The sequence below is a fragment of the Leptospira adleri genome (genome assembly GCF_002811985.1).
Taxonomy (GTDB): domain Bacteria; phylum Spirochaetota; class Leptospiria; order Leptospirales; family Leptospiraceae; genus Leptospira; species Leptospira adleri.
Genome location: NZ_NPDU01000011.1, coordinates 1 through 19,630 on the forward strand (window position 1 = coordinate 1; position 19,630 = coordinate 19,630).

Here is a 19,630-nt window from a genome sequence, read left to right on the forward strand (position 1 = left end):
ATCGCCCGATGGAAACACCGAGATTTCGATTTTTCCATCGCCTTTAAGCGCTTGAATCGCGTTCTGAATCAAGTTGGTCCAAACTTGATTCAGCTCGTCTTGATTACAGACAACCGCCGGAATTTCGGAAAAATTCCGGACGACCTCGATTCCGTATTTCAACTGATTATGAAGAATGACTAACGTTGTTTCCAGACCTTCGGTGATATTTGCCGGAGACAACGTTTTGGATTGATCCAAGTGAGAATACGACTTCAGCGCCTTTACGATCCTAACCACGTTCCGTATCGCATAACGTATGTTTTTGATGTTTCTATTGATATGAGTCGCGTTCTTGAGCATCAAGTAGCCGCGGTCGTCTTCACCCATAATCACTTTATAGATATATTTTCTTTCTTCGCCGACTTGATTTTCGATGATAAAATTCGAAAGTTCCGAGGAAATCGAATCACTGAAGTTCATTCTTTTCATCTCTTCGCGGAGTTGATTTTTCAAACGAAATTTTTCCCTCGAATCCAGTTCGGATCTTTTTTTATCTCTGAGAAGATGAAGTAGCGCTAATTCGAAATTCTTTCGTAGAACCTTATTTTCGGCTAAGAGAACGATGTCGAAAATATTCCTCACCAGATAATTCATATTCTGATCGAGGTTGTCCGCGGCGCCGTTGATCACACCGGCCGGCGTGTTGATTTCGTGCGCGATCCCGGCGACCATAATACCGAGCGAAGCCATTTTCTCGGACATAATCAACTGAGATTGCGCGTTCTCCAGTTCTCGAGTTCGGATCCGAACCTTTTCTTCCAGAGTTTCCGTCAACTCGATCAACCGTTCGTAGAAGATCGCGTTCGACAAAGACATCACGGAGACGGAACGGATTTCGTTTAGTTTTTCGATCTCTTGGGAAGTGTATTTTTTTTGATTCTTTCTTTCCCCTAAAACGATCATGCCCAATAAACTTTTGTTTAAGATCAACGGGACGACGAGTTCGGCGTTGGTCGTGGAAAAAAAGATAACCGCCGAATTTCGGATTTTACTCAGTTTCGGATCAGTTTCGAATTCTTTAAAATTGTAAATCTTATCGTTTTCGGTGACCCAGAGCAAAAACGGATCGAAAATAAAAAATTGAATTTCGCCCGAGTCCGGAAACGGCGCAAATTTTCCCATCTCCTCCTTCCACAAAAAGATCGTTACCTTTTTGGTCGGAATTACGGTCTCGATGAACTTTAGAATTTTCTCACATACCAGTTCGGTCAGATTGGTCGCGATAAGATCGTTTTTAAATTGATCCAATACGGAAAGATACTTTACGATCTCCACGTTCGAGGATTGAAGAAAAGGAAAAATTCTTCCTAAAAATTTTCCCGAAATTCTTCTTAGAATTCGAACGGAAACGATATAAAGTAAAAATCCTAGAATTGCTCCCGGGATAAGAGTTAAGAATATTCTAAGAATTTCGAAAGAAAAGAAATGGAATGACTGCAAAATTAGGACGGAGATAAGCTGAAAACCGGCTATCAAAAGAATTAGATAAACGATTGGCCCTAAGGCGTTGAGTCGTCGAGTAGGCATAGAAAACGCGTAAGAATCATGTTAGATCAGGATAAATCAGTCAAAGAATTTTTTACTATTTCCCGCGTTTACGGAGCTTACTACGAAATTTATTCGCCGGAACGAGGAACCGTAAGGGCATTTCTGAGAGGTAAGTTGCGTACAATTTCCGCGGAGGAAAGACATCCTTTCGTGGTGGGAGATCGGATTCTCGCCGAACCGTCGTCAGGTCAAGACTGGGTGATTTCGGAAAGAATGGAAAGAAAATCTTTCCTAACACGGAAAAGCCGCGAAGGTGATACTCAGGTTCTTTGTGCGAACGCTGATCAGACCGCGGTTTTGGTTTCCCTTAAATCTCCTGAAACGAAGGACGGGTTTATCGATCGTTGTCTCGCCGCGGTTTATACGTCGGGAACAAAACCGCTGATATTATTTACAAAATTGGATTTAGTTACGAAAGAAGAAGCCGAACTTCGTCTTAAAGTCTATCGAGATTTAGGTTATCAAGTCCTTGGAGTTTCCTGCACCACGAGCGAAGGAATTCCGGAATTGCAGGAATATCTGAAGGGAAAAGCGACGTTTTTAGTCGGAAATTCGGGAGTCGGTAAGTCCACGTTACTCAATTTATTGACTCAAAAACAAATCCAAAAAACTTCCGGGATCAGCATCTCTAAGGATAAGGGAAAACATACGACTACCAATTCCCTTTTGATCGTTTTAAACGACGGAACCACTCTGATCGATTCTCCCGGAATTAAAGAATGGGGAATTCTCCATTTAAAAAAGGAAGAAATAATGGAGAGTTTTCCCGAACTCTTTAGTCAAAAAAAGAATTGTGAAGAATCAAATTGTTGCATACTTTCATCCAATTGCGCGATGATCCAAGCGTTAGAAAGCGATCGTATTACGTCTGAAAGAAAAAAGAGTCTCGAATCTATGCTTGCAAGTCTTGAAAATCCACACAGAGTCACCCGGAGAGATAGAATTTCAAAATGAAAGTGACCCATTCCTGCATTGAGTTTGATTCCATCGATGATCTTATCGATTTTACGAAAGAATTTGAAACCGGATCTATGATTCGTTTTCTTTCCCCGATCGAGGACAATTCGGGAAACGTACTCGTAAAAGAGGAAGTTCAAGTTAAGGAATCCGCACTCGCTCGTTTGAAAGATATCAAAGGGCAATACAATCCCAAATTTGACGTTAAACTGAACAAAGAACTTTTAGAACAGATTCAGAACATCCTCGCCATGAAGGTTGTGGATCAGCTGAAGGCTTCGGACATGAAATTCCTGAAATTCATGTATGAGAATTCCATTTACAATTACAAAGGGATTATTAGAAATTCATTAAATTCTAAAAAAACGGTTCTTACTCTTTTAAAAGCTTATATACAAAACGCGAATTTTTTCAAGTACATCAGCGAGCTGGGACTTTTATCCTTGGGGATCGTGATGATTCCCGATACGATGAAGTTTCGTCTATTGAGAAGATATGCGTTTACTGCGGGAATTCTTATGGATATTCCGAGGATCAACGTGGATAAGTTTACAAAACTTCCATCGGAAGACGGTGAAAAAATCCGTATCGCAAAAGCCTGCGCAGATATATTACAAAAATTAGATCTTCAAGAATTCACTTATCCCGCCATCGCAAGCCACATGCCGTTGGGAATGACGGATAATCCGGACAAACCGATCTCGGTCGAAAAGCTGACACCGGAAACTCCGGACGAAACATTTTTCGACGACATTCTATCCAACGACGGCGAGAGCGATAGCGATCAATCCGCAAAACGGGAAGACGCAATTCCTGAAAAGGCTTATGACTTTTTTCAGGCATTACTTACGGATACTTTGAAGCTCGCTCGATACATTGCAAACGTTAGCCACAATGCGACTGACAAAGATTATGTGATGGAAGAATTGGTTTATTACATCGCTTACAACACTTCCCGAAAATACTTCGACGAACTTCTCGCAAATCCGTTGGTTTCCATTTTTAAGGAATTTGAAACGAATGTAAAAAGGCTGCGAAAGATCGCCGAAGTCGAAATGAAATGCGTATATCCGCCTTCCGCTTGGGCTTATCCGAAACCGAAATCGAGCCAGGTGCTATGTAAAAACAAAGTCTGGGGTTGCCCGAACATTGTGATGGGTTGGGATATTCACGTCATAACGGCGCAAGAAGCCTTCGGTTGGGTGGGAACAAGTCTTCCGATAGACAATTATCCGAAATGCAAACTCGAAGAAGAATTGGACGATATATCGATAGAGCCTGAAAAACCGAAGAAAAAGTAGTTTGTTTCCGATTTTTATGGAATTTAGTTCTATCCGTGGTATAACTAAATTCTAATTCTTGCAATTTTTTTCTTGTAAGTCTGTTAGTAAAGATGCATCCTTTTAATGTTCGGGGGTAATATGAAACGTTCTCTATTAATAACAATTAGCTACGGTCTTTTAGCTTTGCTGATGGCGTGTAGCACAAATAAATCTTCCGGTAGCGACCAGGTTAAGACGGAATCCGATACGGCAGTAGCGAGAATCGTATGGGTTCTTGGAGATGTAAAAATTCTTTCCGAAACGGGAGAGAAAAAAGCCGAGCTGGGAGTCTCTCTCGGAGCTACGGATCGTGTGGTTACCGGTTCTAACGGCGGTGCGGAAATCATGGTCGCTGACAGCGGCATCATCAAAATGTCCAAAAATTCGGACATCGCAATTTCCAACCTTATGAATCCGAACGGATCCGACACCAATGTTCAAGTGAACTACGGTAAGATTGTAACGATGGTAAAAAAAGGTCAGAAGAATACCGAGTTTACCGTTTCCACCCCGACCGCTCTTGCCGGTGTGCGCGGAACTTCTTTCCTGACTTCGGTGGAAAGTCCCGAGGGGTCCAAAGTGAATTGTGCAAAAGAAAGTTGTACGGTGAGATTTGCGGTCATCGAAGGAAGCATCGCAGTTTCCAAAAAAGGAGATTCTTCCGAAGTGATTCTCAGCAAAAATCGTGAGCTTAGAATCGAGAAGAATCAAAAACTTACCGATAAGCTGATTCGTTCTTTGCAAAAAGATTCCTTAACCGAAATGAAGGAACTGATCGTACTTCATAAGAATGAAACTTTTGAATACGGAAAACTTGTGGAAGAGCTGAAATCTTCCAGCGAAGAACTTAAAATTTTAAGTCAATCGGGTTCTGTGGACGAGGTGAAAGCCGAGTTCCAGAAACGGGAAGCTACTCGGAACAATGCGGACGAGGTGACAAAAACCGCAAAGGCTGTGAACGAAACGAAATACGTTCAGCAAGATGTACAAAAGGAAAAGTTGAAATTAAATCCAAAAGAAACCTTTTAGGTTTTCAACTACCCTGAATTAGGCGCAAAACCGGGGATTTTTCCCCGGTTTTTTTATTTTTATTCATTCCTCTAAAATTACGGATGATCCATTCCGTGAAATTTTTTATACTGGATTTCTCATTCAACTTGGTGGAAAATAATTTAATTATTATGAAATTTATTTTTAAACCTTTCAGAGTTCTTTTAGTCTCTTATTCCTTTTTGCTAATCCTTATCGATTGTTCTTCGGTTCAAAAAATTGAAAATTTCAATTCGGTTTTACAAGAACCGAATTATAAGGCGCTCAAAGACGAAGAAGTCGTTCTGGGAAACAGTTCCGATACCGATTATAAAATTCGAAAAGCAGGAAACTCAACGCCGCTTTTTGCGTTTGCTCCTATCAAAGTTCCGAAAGATTTGGACCCGAAGTTGTCCGCATTCTTATCGGATGAGGTCCGATTGATCTGGGCCAAAGTAAAAGGAAAACAAGTTCGAATCTCCGACGCAGTCTGGGAAAATCCGACTCAACTGATCGAAGAGTTTAAAAAGCAGAAGGTGGACGCCGTCGTTCGTACGGATATTCGAGAGTCGGGAGGAAAATGGATCGTTACTCAAAAAATTACGGATCCAGTGAAGGAAATCGTTTACGGAAACGTTAGCGGTTCATTTCAACCTCCTTCCGCACAAACGGAAACTCCGATCAATCAGGTATTTTACTTAAAACACGGATCGGGTGTTCTTGCCTTGGATCCGAAATCTTCTCTGGTTCCGATCTGGGAAAAGTCTCTGAATTCGAGCGAACTCGATTCTATCCTAAAAAAATCGATTCAAGGTTATTTGTCTTTTAGCGCATCCTCCGCGGATACGGAAGTTTTATTCCAAGGGGAGAAAATCGGCGTCGCTTCTTTCCGGAATTTTCCGTTGCCGGAAGGTTTGCAGCAGATTCAAATCACTCGGCCCGGTCAAAAAGATATCAACAAGTCGATTCAAGTTCGGTCCGGACAAACCGTCACAATCTATCAAGAATGGAAAGAAGATAGAACGTTAGGCGGTCTTCGTATTTTGAGTTTTCCGGACGCCCTTCAAGTGGCGCTCGACGGTTTTAGAACGGGGGAGACTCCTTTTTATCGGAGCAATCTAAGTCCCGGCGCCCTACAATTGGAGCTTGTGCGGGATACAGAAAATGGACCGCTCGTTTATTACGAAGGACAGTTGATCGTGGACGCTGATAAGATCACTGAAATTGCGCTTCCTTATAAAACCGGAAATTTGATTTCCGAGCCTGAGTTTTGGAAATTATCGGGTGAAAAGGGATTCCAAGCCATTTCAGGAAATACATTAGATTTTCAGAATGTATCTAGTTTGCCGCCGGGTTGGTTCGGTGTTTTTTCAACGCCCTTCGTTCCGGAAAGTCTTGAGATTCGAGGAATTATTCCTATCGCAGCGGAAGCGGACTCGGGGATTACGGCGATTTCTTTCCATACCGCAAAAAAAACGTTCAGCCTGGAATATGAGAAAGAAAGGCTGAGTCTTTATTCTTTTCCATCTACGGGTTCGAATATCGGAACCTATAAGTTTATCAAAGAAGAAAAAGAAGAGGGCCGTCCGTTTAGAATCGTAACCGATACGAAAGAAGGGAAAATCCGTCTTTATCTCGGTTATTCGAAAATTTTGGAAGACACGATAGAATCTTCAGGTGTTTGGAGAATTTCGATTCTCACGAGAGGCGAAAAATTTTCCAAACGATCTCCGTTAAAAAATCTTCAGATAGAATACAAAGGATATAAATGAAAGGTTTGAATTTCATGAAAAGTAATATTATATCGTTCCTAATTCTCGCATTGATCGGCGGGCAATTTTTCGTAAATTGTTCGAGTAAGGATTTTAGAAAATCGCAGACTCAAGACGGTGTTTTGGAAAAAGACGCCGCAACCCGTGACAAGTTGAAAAGGGTTTCAAAAATTCTGAACGACGGAAATTCTTTTTTCCAAAAAGGTAATTTCGAAAAGTCCTTAGAAAAAGCGAATCTTGCGATCAACACCTATCCGACCGCGCCGGGTTATTACTTGGCCGGTATCTCGGAATATAAACTCGGAAAGAACCAAGAAGCCCTTCTATCTTTGAAAAAAGGAACGGACGTCGATCCGGAGAATGAACAAATTCTTCTTACGTTAGGCATCATCTATACGGCGGAAGGAAAAAACGAAAACGCGATCGAAGTTTACGGAAAATTGGAAACGCTTCCGGTTAAAGATAAATACAACTATTCTTTTAAAAAGGCTGTCCTTTTAAAAAATCAAAACAAATTCGAAGAAGCGTATTCTACGCTGAAAAAAATTCCTTCGAAAGAATTTGCATTTCCCGCACAGTTGAATATGCAGCTCGGCGACGCGGCGGTTCAATTAAAAAAATACGAAGAGGCGGAAGCCTATTTTGAAGAAGCGAGAAAGAACGACCCGGAATTACTTTCCGCAAAAAAATCCGCTTCCGTAACGCGTGTTGCCTCCGCATTGGAAAGCGGTAATCAAGCGATGCGTCGCAAGAATTATAAGGAAGCGGCAAGTCACTTTCAAACCGCGGTCCAGAACGATCCCAAAAATCCCGCTCCGTATATCTTCTTAGGAAATTCAAAAATTCTACTCGGTGAATACGAGGCTGCTCTCAAGGCGTTTGAATCCTCTCTTTCCTTAAAGTCCGATTATCCGGAGGCGATTTCAGGAATCGCAGCGGTTCACTACAAGACCGGAAATTTCCGCAAGTCCGTCGCCGTTTTGGAAAAGGCCACATCTTTGTTTCCGAACAATGCAATCTTTCAAAACCAAATGGGTTTGAATATGAAAGGCTTAGGAGAACCAGCGAAAGCTCTCGTGTATTTTACACGAGCGCAAGAATTGGATCCTACCTTCGCCGAACCGGTTACAAACTTGGTATTTTTGCTGATCGCCGAAAATAGATATAAGGCCGCGAGAAAAGAAGCGGACTCGTTAAAATCGGAAACCGAGAAAAAACAGATCATCGCTTTTATCGACGTCTCGGAACAAATCTATGAAGGGGATCGACATCTCAGAAAAGGTGATACGAAAGGAGCGAAAGTTTTTTATGAGAAAGCTAAGAAGGCTTCCTCCGAAGAACCTTCCGTCTACAACGCGTTTGGTCGATTGCATTTTATTTCGGGAGAACCCAAAGCATCCGAAGAAAATTTCAAAAAGGCTCTTTCCATCGATAAACAAAATATCCCCGCGTTGCAAGGTTTGATCAGACTTCATTCTTCTCAAAAAAATCACAACATGGTGAATCAATATACGAAGGAACTTGAAAATCTTACGGGCAACGACCCTTCCGCGGCGATCGTCTTAGGAAGAACCTATGAGGATAAAAAAGAATACGATAAAGCCGAGACGGTTTATAAGAATCTTCAGAAAAAATTTCCAAACAACGAAGCGGTGAATTTTCGTTTGGCGATGTTGTATTATAAAATCGCTCTCGAAGAAAATGAAAAGAGCAATCACGAATCGGCGCTGAATTGGATCGGAAAAGCGGAGAAGTTATCCAAGGATATTCCGGAGATTTCAGAAACTAGGAAGACGATTCAAGAAAACCAAAAATTTGCCACCGTAATTCCGACCATCCAAAAGGCGAATAAGCTGTTCGACACGGCCCACTATGAAAAAGCGATTCCGCTCTATCAGGAAGCATTTCAGAAAACGGGAAAGTTGACGCTTTATGTTAAGATTGCCGAATGTTATCTTGCTCTCGGAAACGAGGAAAAAGGAATTTCTATGTTGGAAAATCCTCCGCAAGGCACGAGAAATCTGCAGAGCCGCGAGGCGATCTACGCGTTCTTATTGAGAAAGGGCGAAGTTGATAAAGCCGAAGAAGGATTCAAAGAGATTCTCGCAAAAAAACCGGATTCTTATTATAGTCACTATCAGATGGGAATTATCCATCTTCAGAAAAAAAAATACGAAGCCTCGATCGACTCTTTTGATCGTTCGATTCTTCTCAATACTGATTTCGTAGCGGCGAGAATCGGAAAGGGAATTTCAACCTATCATTCCGGAAATAAAAAGCTCGCGAAAGAAGAATTCGAAGCTGCTATGCAGCAGGATTCCGATAACGAGCTCGCTCCTTACAACATCGGAATCATTCTTTTCAATGATAATCTCTACAACGAAGCGGTTACGATTTTCAAAGATATCATCCAGAAGAATCCTGATTTTCCGGACGCGCATTACGAGCTTTCTTATATCTATTATAAGCGCGGAGATTTTGAACTGGCTGAAAAAGAAATTCGCAGGGCCTTGGAATTGGAAAGGAGCGCTCGAAATATCTTCGCTCTGATTCGAATTCTTTCGGAACAAAAGACGAAATTGGCGAGTCCCGCGATTAAAAAAGAAGTTTTGGAATTGGGAAGAGAAATCGCCGAAAAATTTCCGACTTCACCTTACGCAAGTCAGGCGGAAAGATTGGTTATCGCGGACGACGATAATCCTGTCATTCTTCAATCGTATCAAAGCCGCGGGAAATTGATCGGAGTTCCGATTCTAATCAACAACTCCGTCATTTTGAATTACGGAACAAGCGTAGAATCCTTGGACAAAGATCGGGGAATTCGTAACTGGAGAATTCAAACTTCCACTCCACTGAAGTTTATCTTCGCGGACAAAAGATTGGTCGGCATCTCCGAAAAGAAAATCGAAGTATTGGATCTCAAAACCGGAATCGTATTACGAGAATCTAAACTGCCTTCCGGAGAAGTGAGAAAGGCGGTCATTTCGGGAGAAAATATTCTAGTTGAAATCGTTTCCGGAAAGAATTCTAAGATTTATAGTTTTTCGGATCAGTTGGAACAAACCGGTTCCGTCGCGTTTGAAGGCGCGTTTTGGTCCGGAATAAAATCAGGCTCGTTGTTCGTCGTTAACAATAAGAATGGCATCGAAGCTCAGGTTTTTGATTCTTCTTTGAAAGATCTAAACGCCAGAAAAATTCAACAGAAGGGAACCGGTGATCTTCGATATCTCGGTTCCTATGAAACTGGAATTTTCTTTCTTTCCGGAAAAAAAATCGTTTCGATCGACGATAAAAATATCGCGTCGGTCGACCTTCCCGCGGAATCCGCTTCGCTTTTCGTTGTTCGCTCGCCTTATCTCTGGTTTCATTCCGGAAAAACCGTATATCGAGTCGAATCCGGTTCTTTGAAATCGGTTTCGTTTAACGTTGAGGCATCGGATATCGAAGGAATTCTTCCTGGCAAAAAGGATGACAGCATCGTTCTTTTTAGATCTGGAAAAGCGATCCGTTACGGTTTGGACGGAAAGCCGCTCTGGACTTATCCTCTGAAAGACGAAGAGGGAAAGATTTATTCTTTAGTGTATCGCTGATAAGAGGTACACTATTTATTTCCTAATCAGAATCTGATCTATGTAGTAGATTCTTTTCCCTTCTTCCCGTTTCTTTCTTTCAAAGTGAGAAACGGGAATCTCTGATCTTTCCAATCTTAATTCGAATTGTTCCGGTCGGAACGAACTGGAATCACGGAAAAGCCGAATCGCTTTTCTTGCGTAGGGGCCGTAATCGGTCGCGAAGGAAAATTTTCCCCCGATCGGTAGGAGAGTTTCCAGAGAATGAAGAAACTTCGAATTCATTGTTCGTTTTTTATGATGTCTTCTTTTCGGCCAAGGATCGGGGAAGTTTAGTAGAATTTCCGAAAAAACATTTTCTTCGAATACGTCTTCTAAAAACCAATTGAAGTTTACGCAGAGAATTTTTACGTTTTCGAGTTTGTTTCTTTCGATTGCGCGCATCGTATGTCGAATTCGATCGAATTTTTTCTCCATAAGAACAAAGCCCGTGTTAGGTCTTTTCAAGGCCATAGAGATCGCGACTTCTCCCCAGCCGGAACCGAGCTCTAAAAAATATGTCTCGAATTCTTTTGAGAATAAATTTTCTTTTTTCAGTTTCCTTACAGGGCTAGCTTGTAAAAAATATTCAGAAGCGAATGGAATCCCGCCTGCGATCGACCAAAGTTTTTGTTCGAGATCTTGGATCATGGGTTACCGTCAGAGAATTCTACACATTTCGTTTGTCTAATCTAATACAGTGAAAGTAAAACTATACGGCGTAAGGGGTTCCCTTCCCACTCCATTGAGCGAATCCGAATACCGGGAAAAAATCCTCAAAATTCTGAAAGCGGCTCACACTGAAATCAAGTTGAAGAACGGAAGTTTTTCGGAAGAAGAATTCTTGGATTCTTTAGATCCTTCTCTTTCCAGAACCGTCGGCGGAAACACAACCTGTGTTTATATTCAAGCCCAATCCGGAGATCGTTACGTGATCGACTGCGGTTCCGGAATCCGTCAGTTAGGAAACGATCTTCTCGCGGAAGGTCTTAAACCCGGCGATAAAATCCACATTCTTATCACTCACACTCACTGGGATCACATTCAGGGCTGGCCGTTTTTTAAACCCGCATACTTTCCAAATGTGGAAATTCACTTTTATTCTACCATACCCAATCTCGAAGAAAGGTTTGAAAGACAGCAAAACGAGGAAAATTTTCCGCTTCCCTTATCCGGGATGATGTCGAAAAAAATCTTTCATCTTTTAGAAAAGAATCAAGGTAAGGAAATCGGTTCCGTAAAGATTACCCCTTTCCTTCTCAGACATCCAGGAAATTGTACGGGCTTTCGTTTTGAAGAACAGGGAAAAAGCTTTTTGTTTTGTACAGACGTGGAAGTTCAAGAACCTGATTTGGACGAATTTCAGGATCTAAGAAATTCTTTCGGAAAAACGGACATGCTCATCATCGACGCTCAATACAGTACGGAGGAAGCGGAGAAAAAAGTCGGCTGGGGACATACGTCGGGAAGGGTCGCCGTTCGATGCGGCGAAATTTTAGAAGTAGATCGATTGGTTCTGACTCATCACGAGCCGGACCACAAGGATGACGAAATTCTGAAAATTTTTCAGAAAGAATCCGGAGCTTCTCCAAAGATGAACGTTTTTCTGGGACGTGAAAACGATTCTTTTTTTCTTTAGTGGAAATTACTTTATTCATTACATCTTTCGATGTAAGAGCTTTTTAAAAAGGGTTTTACGATCTTATTCTGAAGGCTTTCAAAAAATTTTCTTTTCATTCAATCGATTTGAGTTATCCTGGATGCGCTATGCAAACTGAGATGGGACAACAAAAAAAAACTGCTAGCGATCCTCTGTCCGATAAACGTTTTTATAAACGTTTTCGTAAGAATAACCTAGTGAAGATGATTCTTGGTAAGAACGAGATTCTTGGAAATTTAGAAGATATCAGCATGATAGGGGCGTCAATCAGCTCAAGGGAAGAAATGCTTCTTGGTCAGCGGGTTCGATTTATGTCGCCTATGCTTTCCGTAGAAATCGAAGCGGATATCATTCGAAGGGATTTAGTTCAAGAAACGTATAAGTACGGACTTGTATTTCACGATCTTTCGGATGCTGCCATCGTTGAGATTTTGAATAAGATTGCTTCCTTTGATTGAGAGTCGTTTTAGATTTCCTAACCTTTTTCTCGAAGAATCAGATCGGTTTTAAAATTTAGAAATATTTTATAAGCAAGCCCTTAACTGAGGTTTGTCCAGGCCGACACTAGTATTAGAATGAGAATCGGCGGCGAACACAGAATGCAACTGGGAATTCCCAGAGATGAATCTTTGCATTATATCGGACATGGACAATTGGAAAGTTCTCCTGCGTCTACGTCGGTTCTTCATGTAATCTCGCACGAATTGGGCCACGTCGCCGAATTTCGCTCCGAGGCGATGAGAGATCGCGCCGACATTCGTTCCTTGAACATGAAAATTCACTACGAGTTTCGAAACGGCAAATTGGTTGCGGTTTCCGGGGAAACCGAAGCAGTCACCGTAAAAAAATCCGAAGAAAAATCGAACCCTGAAAAACTATCCGAAACACAGTCACCGAAAGAAAAAGAAGCCGCTGAAAAGGAAAAAAAAGACGAAACTTCCAAGTCGGAATTAGAAGATAAGGAAAAACAAATTCTTTCCGAGATCCGAAGAGTGGAATCGGAACTCAAGGCTTTCGAGTCTGAAAAAGATTCCGAACCCGAAAATAGAATCCGCTCGCCTCGGAAAGCGGAACTGGAAGAGAGAAAGAGAAAATTGGAAATCTCTCTGAATCAGGAAAAACTGAAATCTATTTTGGAAAAAACTCTGGATACGTTCGGCGAGTTGATGGAGAAACAAACTCGAATGAGTTTGAGACTTTTGAACGCGGGCAATTCGGACAAAGTCGGTAAACTTTTGGATACGAAGGCTTAATTTTTTTTTTAGGAAATTTCCTCGATTCTTTCCGTAAAGGACTCCACCGGATTTCCGACCATTCCAATCAGAGAATCCACTATCTTTCTTAACTCGAGAAGTCCCTTTCCGGACTTATTGGAAACAAGAACCGTTTCCAGCATCGGATACAATTCGTGGATGTTTTTCATTTTTTTTCTTAACTTAGAAAGATCACTCTGATTGAGTTTATCGATTTTTGTCCGAATCAATACAGGTTTTATATTTCTTTCAAAACAGGTTCCGATCAATTCTAATTCTTCTTCCGGAAGATCTCTTTGAGCGTCACAAACTAAAAACAAGGATTTCAAATCTTTCGCATGATTCAGATAGTCCATAAGAAGATCCATCATCGCTTCGTGATCTTTGTGAGAATTTGCCGAATAACCGAAACCCGGTAGATCCACCAAGTAGATGGATCGATTTACAAAGAAAAAGTTGAGAAGTTTTGTTTTACCGGGAGTCGCTGAAACTTTCGCTAATGATTTTCTTTCAAGAATTGCGTTGAGAAGAGAGGACTTACCGGCGTTTGAACGACCGGCAAACGCGATCTGCGGGATCCCCTTCGAAGGGATCTTGCTTGCTTCGCCGTAAGACGAGTTGAATTCAACGTCTTTGAAAAACGGCTCGTCCTTTTTTTGAGGATCCTCGTTCATCTTCCGGGCTCCTGGAAGTCAGGTAATATTTCCTTTTCTCTGTCCGCTACGATATCGCTAATTCTCGGATCCCATAGGCTCAGACAGATCACATCAACTTTCCCTTCCCCGTAAAGAATGGGTAGCATTTTTCTAACCGGAACCGGAATCTCTTTCTGTCTAAAGATCTCTGAAATTTCCACGCTCATCCCGTTTTTACGGATTTTTGCACCGATAGGACAAAAATCGGGAACAAATCCAGGCGGAATTTTTTTTTGATTTCCGTTCCAACGCAAGATCATTTCTCTCGGTTCAAATCGAAACTCTTTCAGAGCCAATGAGTTTTTTGGAATTAAATAAAGATCCGAGCTTGTCGATTTCCAAAACCAGGCCTCTTTGTTCTCGAGGCTGAAAGAATTTTCGCGTTGAAGACAATCGTTTAGATCTTCGAAAAAATTGCGGGTCAAAGGATGAAGATCCAAAGAACGAAGATATCGATCCAAGAAGAATTTTCGTTCTCTTAGGGATAAGTCGTTTAACAACCAAACGTCGATCCTTAAAAAGGAAGGATTTTTTTTTCCAGTGAGTTCGGGAGATAGAATTCCCGGAATCGGTTTTTCCATTCGATGAAAATTTTTATAAATTCTATCGGGATCCGCACCTTCTTGGATCAACAATGGAACGATATGATTTCGAATTCGATTTCTTAGGTATTCGTCGCTTTGATTTGATTCATCTTCGAAAACGGGCCAAAACTCGGTTTGTAAGATTGTTTGAATTTCATTTTTAGTGAAAGCGAAGAGGGGACGAAAACGATTCTTCTCATACCATCCTAAAGTGCGAAGTGAATTCCAGCCGCCGCCTCGGATTAGATTGAGGAGAATTGTTTCTAAATAATCGTTAGAATGATGTCCTGTAACGATGTAACCGTCGTATCGATTCGAAATTTTTTCCAAATCCTTATAACGGAACGCTCTTCCGGTTTCTTCGATCGTCTTTCCCAACTTGCGGGATAAAACCGGAACGTTTTTTTTTTAAACACCCTCGGAAATGGGAACGTATTTTCCGCGTAATCTAGAATTTTCTTTTCCTGATCCAAGTTGAATCGGATCGAATGATCCAGATGATAAACGCAGGGTGCGGGAATTTTTTTTTCAATCCAAAGCCAGAAATAAAAATGAAGCAGGATCGAAGAATCTTTTCCGCCCGAGTAGGCGATGATCGCTGGTCGGGTTAGAATCATTTCCTGAAAAGGTTGAATTCTTTTCCAAGCTGATTCGAAAATCTTTCGTGTTGTCTCAGAGATCTTATCTCTCATAGGTAATCGCAAATGCAGTTCTAACGGATCCTTCGGATTGCGGCAAGAGTAATATCGTCCATCTGTTCTTGGTTTCCGGTAAATTTCCTTATTTCGGAAACGATTCCGTCCAACATCGATTGTAACGGTTCTCCATGAAATTGAAGAATCGATTTTTTAAATCGATCCGATTCGAACTGAATTCCTTCCTGATTCGAAGCCTCGAGAACGCCGTCGGTGCACATGATCAATAGATCTCCCGGTAACATTCTAAACTGATTTAAGTTTTCGAATTTGGAAATTTCCGGATCGATTCCTAAGATGATTCCTCCCGTCGGAATCTCTTCGATCTTTTGCGTCGAACTTCTGAGAAGATAGAGCGCGCCTTGACCCGCACCGCTAAAAAGAAATTCATTTCGATTCATTTCCCATTTGATGACGGTCATCGACATAAAGCGGGGAGATGCGGATTCGTTATAGTTCTGAAAGATATACGTATTTACGGTATTTACGATGTCCCAAGGACTGACTTTTTTGCGAACCAAGGAATGAATGATAGTTCTTACCGTCGCCATTACGATTCCGGCGGGAACGCCCTTTCCGCTTACGTCGCCTATGCAGATCACCGTTTCCGTGTTAAACGGATCTGTTATAAAATCATAATAATCCCCGCCGACTCCTCTTGCAGGGACCATCGTTCCGGCAAATTCATAGCCGTCGTGTTCCGGCATTTTTCGAGGAAGCAGGGATTTTTGGAGTTCCTTTGCGATTTCGATCTCCTTATCCAATCTTTCCTTTTGAGCCCTTTGATCGAAGAGATGATAATTCTGAATCGAAATTCCGGCTTGGATCGAAAACGCATTCAAAACTTCTAATTCTTCGGAGTTAAAATGACGGTCTTTTCTTTTTCCTAAAATGATCACTATATCCGATTTGTCCGTGTGAACGACAGGTAGAAGAGCAAGATTTAATCCCCACATTCCGAATTTTTCCAATTCCGGAAAATCCGAGGAAAACGCTAGTTTGGATTCGGTGAGCTCGAAAACTTCCTTTAAAAGAAATTCATATCGTTTGATCGGAATCGACATTTCTCCCGGAATCGGTTCGAGTTCTTTTCGAGAAATTCTTCTTTTATGATCGCCGACGGTTTCTGCGCCTTCGTCCGTCGTCTGAATTCTTATCTTGAACGTGGATTGTCTCGCCATATCGACATCCATTCTAATTTCAGGACTTGTAATGTTTCCGGTAAGAAAATGACCGAAGAGAGTATGATTGTCTTTATTCCATTCGAAAAGAGAATATAAATCGTTTTCCGAAAATTCGGTTAAGGAAAGAAGAATCACTCGAAAGATTTCGACTTTGTATATAAAACCTAAAGAGGAAAGTCGAAGCGCCGCTGAATGAAGCGATCTAAAATTCCGAGACTGAGTTTGAGATACTTCAAATAGAATTCTGTTTTTTAACGTCACCGCGAACTGCGCCGCGAGAAGCTCCAGAAAATACCGATCGTTCTCGGCCTTTTCGGGATCGTCTCGATTGTAATCCACGGTGATGATTCCTAAAACTTCGCCGTTTAAATGAATCGGAACCGCCAGCGCGGATACGGTCCGATTGAGTCTCGCGTATTGTTTGAAGTGTTTGTGTTTTTGATCCGCGAATTTGTAGTAAATCGATTTGCAGTGTTCGATACATTCCGTCAGGGGTCCGTTGTCTTCCCCCTTTTTGATTTCGAAATGTTGAGCGACTCTGGAAAGGGAAGTCTTTTGATTCTTCACTGACATCACAGTCATTCGATCCAAACGCGGTTCGTAGATCATCACGCTCACGCCGGGGATTCCCAACTTGTAAAATGCAAGAGAAGTAAAACTTTCCAAAAGGTGGCTTAGATTGGGGCTCGTATTGAAGAGGGATAAAAACTCGAGAAGAATCTCGTTACTGAAGTTTGTGTCCGTTGGAGGCTGAAGGCGAGGGTTCTTTCTTTTTTCCAAAATCCATTCTCGACCGCAGGATCGACAGAAAAAACGCCCGTTTCGAAATAAACCGTCCGGTGTTTTAAATTCTGAGCAAAATGCACAGGCCATAGACGCAAAATTATAAAAAATACGCTTTGTTATGATACAAATAATTTGCAAATAAACACAAAAAAGACGCTCGAAAATTAAGCGAAGTAAAAAAAATCGATTGACCCCAAATACATCAAATCGCAAAAATTTTAAGCATGTCAGGATATGTGAAGCCAAGTCCCTTAAGATCTATACAAGAAGTTGCAACAGCGATGAATTCCACTTTGGATCCGGACAAACTTCTGGATTTGATTTTGGAACGTTGTATCCAGATCTGCGAAGTTGGGTCCGGATCTTTGATGCTCATCAACGAAAAAGAAAATCTCCTGGATATCGTTACGTTTCGCGGGATGAACCCCTCCATTAGAACCAAGGTAAAACTCAAAGTGGGGGAAGGGATCACCGGCATCGTCGCGGCTTCCGGAGAAGGTATGATCGTAAGCGATGTTACCGCAAATCCGCATTACATTTCTATAAAAGACGATATTATGTCCGAGCTCGCGGTTCCTATGATCGTGGAAGACGTGGTGATCGGAGTTATCTCATTGGATTCGAGCCGCAAAGGCGCGTTCAACGAAGAACATCTTGAAATCATTTCCACGCTCGCAAATCAGGCCGCTCAGATTTTCAAGAACTTACAGATTTTCAGACAACTCGAGCAGAAGAATAAGATCCAGCAAGTGCTCATCGATATTTCGAGAACCGTTACTTCCACTTTGGTTCTTCAGGAAATTTTCGAAGATATTATGGATCGATTGGAAAAATCCCTGAATTTAGAAAGAGGCAGCATCGTTCTCTTTGAACCGGAGAAGGCGATCCTTAAATTGGAAGCGGCTTCGGGTTTGACGGCGGAGGAAATGGAGAAGGGAGTTTATCTTCCGGGGGAAGGTGTGACCGGAAGAGTTTTTGAAACCGGAGAACCGATCATCGTGGAATCAATCGCGAACGACGAAAATTTTTTGAATCGAGTCGGAAACGCCGCGCATTTTAAGAACAATCCCGAGAACGTAAGTTTCCTCGCGGCGCCCATCAAATCCGATACGGACGTTTTAGGAGTCGTCAGCGTTTACTTTGTTCATAAGAAATACATCGACCTAAAAACTTATTTAGACTTTTTGCAAGTAGTTGCGTCGGTCATCTATCAAGCCATTCGGATTCAGAAACTGATCGACGAAGAGAAAAGAGAAATCTCCAGAGAGAACGTACTTCTAAAAAGAGAATTGAAGAACAAATATAAGTTCGGTTCTCTCATCGGAAAATCAAAACCGATGGAGAAATTGTTCGAAATGATTCATCTCGTTTCCGATTCTCGCGCTTCGGTTTTGATTACGGGAGAATCCGGAACCGGTAAGGAAATGATCGCTTCCGCGATCCATTATAATTCTTCGCGCTCCGATAAACCTTTTATCAAAATCAATTGCGCCGCTATTCCGGAGAATCTATTGGAAAGCGAACTTTTTGGTCACAAAAAAGGATCCTTTACGGGAGCCGTCGCGGATAAAAAAGGAAAGTTCGAAATGGCGGATACCGGAACGATTTTTCTGGACGAAATCGGCGAAATGGATTTGAACCTTCAGTCCAAACTTTTAAGAGTTCTTCAGGAAAAAGAAATCGAGGCGGTCGGTTCCGTTAAACCGAAGAAGATCGACGTTCGAATTATCGCTGCGACTAACGCTAACTTAGAAGAATTGATCTCAGAAAAAAAATTCAGACCGGATCTTTTTTACAGACTCAACGTAGTCAATATGGTAACTCCTCCTCTGAGAGAAAGAGCGGACGATATTCCCCTTTTGATCAATCACTTCATCGCAAAATACGCGGAAGAGAATGGAAAGAAAATCAACGGCGTTACCAGGGAAGCTCATAAACTTCTGATGAATTACAGTTGGCCGGGAAACGTTCGTGAACTCGAAAACGTGATCGAGCGCGCCGTTGTTCTTTCTCAATTGGAAATGCTCGATATTCAAGATTTCTCGGAGATCAACGGAAGACTTCTCTACGGGGACGAAGACTTTGATCCGGAAGTGAGCGATCCGGAAGCGTCGGTGGAAATTGCAAATTCTCGATTCTCCTCTTCTCATTTGGACGCTTTGGACGGACGGGCGATCGAAGTCGTCGTAGGAGAAGTGGAAGCGCGTCTGATCAAATATGCGATGAAGAAGTTCAAATATACGAAGACAAGGGTAGCCAAATTTTTAGGAATCAACCGGAACACACTCGATAAGAAAATTAAGGATTTAAAAATCGATTATTGATCGGAGTTCCGTCCACTAGGAACGCATCGATTTTGAAACGATTTTTTCTCATGTCCGAAAAACGAATTGCGCTCCGCTCCGACCGGTTTGTTTTTCGAGTTCTAATTTTCGCTGAAAGAATTCCGTCTTTTCAAAAGTATGAGAATCGTATTTGAATTCCGTTTGTCCGCG

13 protein-coding genes and 1 pseudogene are annotated in these 19,630 nt (G+C 41.8%); 9 read left to right on the plus strand and 5 right to left on the minus strand.

The genetic code is table 11. The annotated features are described in order from the left end of the window. Positions 1-1,569, minus strand: a 1,569-nt coding sequence (locus CH376_RS05750; protein WP_100787943.1) for a sensor histidine kinase, incomplete at its 3' end; no start/stop codon positions are given. Between the two features lie 18 nt (positions 1,570-1,587). Here CH376_RS05750 and rsgA point away from each other — a divergent pair. From rsgA to CH376_RS05775, 5 genes are all read left to right on the plus strand, one after another. Continuing rightward, positions 1,588-2,544, plus strand: a complete 957-nt coding sequence (rsgA, locus tag CH376_RS05755) for a ribosome small subunit-dependent GTPase A (protein WP_100787944.1) — start codon at positions 1,588-1,590, stop codon at positions 2,542-2,544. After that, positions 2,541-3,848, plus strand: coding sequence for a hypothetical protein (locus CH376_RS05760; protein ID WP_100787945.1), 1,308 nt, complete (start codon positions 2,541-2,543; stop codon positions 3,846-3,848). The genes rsgA and CH376_RS05760 overlap by 4 nt, the downstream gene beginning before the upstream one ends. Positions 3,849-3,968: 120 nt before the next feature. After that, positions 3,969-4,898 carry a FecR family protein gene (locus CH376_RS05765; protein ID WP_100787946.1) on the plus strand — a complete coding sequence of 310 codons (930 nt, stop codon included), beginning with the start codon at positions 3,969-3,971 and terminating at the stop codon, positions 4,896-4,898. A 152-nt stretch (positions 4,899-5,050) separates the two neighbouring features. Continuing rightward, a complete protein-coding gene (locus tag CH376_RS05770; RefSeq protein WP_100788016.1) occupies positions 5,051-6,670 on the plus strand; it encodes an LIC10124 family lipoprotein in 1,620 nt (539 codons plus the stop codon). Beyond that, positions 6,667-10,260 (plus strand): tetratricopeptide repeat protein, encoded by a 3,594-nt coding sequence (locus tag CH376_RS05775; RefSeq protein WP_100787947.1) that lies wholly within the window; start codon positions 6,667-6,669, stop codon positions 10,258-10,260. The genes CH376_RS05770 and CH376_RS05775 overlap by 4 nt, the downstream gene beginning before the upstream one ends. 15 nt (positions 10,261-10,275) lie before the next feature. On the opposite strand, the gene trmB is transcribed toward CH376_RS05775, so the two are convergent. After that, positions 10,276-10,929: a tRNA (guanine(46)-N(7))-methyltransferase TrmB gene (trmB, locus tag CH376_RS05780; RefSeq protein ID WP_100787948.1), complete on the minus strand. Its 654-nt coding sequence runs from the start codon at positions 10,927-10,929 to the stop codon at positions 10,276-10,278. A 49-nt stretch (positions 10,930-10,978) separates the two neighbouring features. Between trmB and CH376_RS05785 the strand changes: the two genes are divergently transcribed. The 3 genes from CH376_RS05785 to CH376_RS05795 all read left to right on the plus strand — a co-directional run bounded on the left by CH376_RS05785 (position 10,979) and on the right by CH376_RS05795 (position 13,191). Then, a complete protein-coding gene (locus tag CH376_RS05785; protein WP_100787949.1) occupies positions 10,979-11,917 on the plus strand; it encodes an MBL fold metallo-hydrolase in 939 nt (312 codons plus the stop codon). Between the two features lie 128 nt (positions 11,918-12,045). Continuing rightward, a complete protein-coding gene (locus CH376_RS05790) occupies positions 12,046-12,396 on the plus strand; it encodes a PilZ domain-containing protein (protein WP_100787950.1) in 351 nt (116 codons plus the stop codon). A 117-nt stretch (positions 12,397-12,513) separates the two neighbouring features. Then, positions 12,514-13,191: a hypothetical protein gene (locus CH376_RS05795; protein WP_100787951.1), complete on the plus strand. Its 678-nt coding sequence runs from the start codon at positions 12,514-12,516 to the stop codon at positions 13,189-13,191. Between the two features lie 8 nt (positions 13,192-13,199). On the opposite strand, the gene yihA is transcribed toward CH376_RS05795, so the two are convergent. The 3 genes and pseudogenes from yihA to CH376_RS05810 form a co-directional block, all read right to left on the minus strand. Continuing rightward, on the minus strand, positions 13,200-13,865 hold the full coding sequence (gene yihA / locus CH376_RS05800; protein ID WP_100787952.1) for a ribosome biogenesis GTP-binding protein YihA/YsxC: 666 nt from the start codon (positions 13,863-13,865) through the stop codon (positions 13,200-13,202). Beyond that, positions 13,862-15,162 (minus strand): annotated as a pseudogene (tilS, locus tag CH376_RS05805) (tRNA lysidine(34) synthetase TilS). The gene yihA and the pseudogene tilS overlap by 4 nt, the downstream one beginning before the upstream one ends. A 20-nt stretch (positions 15,163-15,182) precedes the next feature. Next, a complete protein-coding gene (locus CH376_RS05810) occupies positions 15,183-17,129 on the minus strand; it encodes a GAF domain-containing SpoIIE family protein phosphatase (protein ID WP_338066228.1) in 1,947 nt (648 codons plus the stop codon). A 287-nt stretch (positions 17,130-17,416) separates the two neighbouring features. Between CH376_RS05810 and CH376_RS05815 the strand changes: the two genes are divergently transcribed. Next, positions 17,417-19,459: a sigma-54-dependent Fis family transcriptional regulator gene (locus CH376_RS05815; RefSeq protein ID WP_165783620.1), complete on the plus strand. Its 2,043-nt coding sequence runs from the start codon at positions 17,417-17,419 to the stop codon at positions 19,457-19,459. The last annotated feature ends 171 nt before the right edge of the window (positions 19,460-19,630 follow it).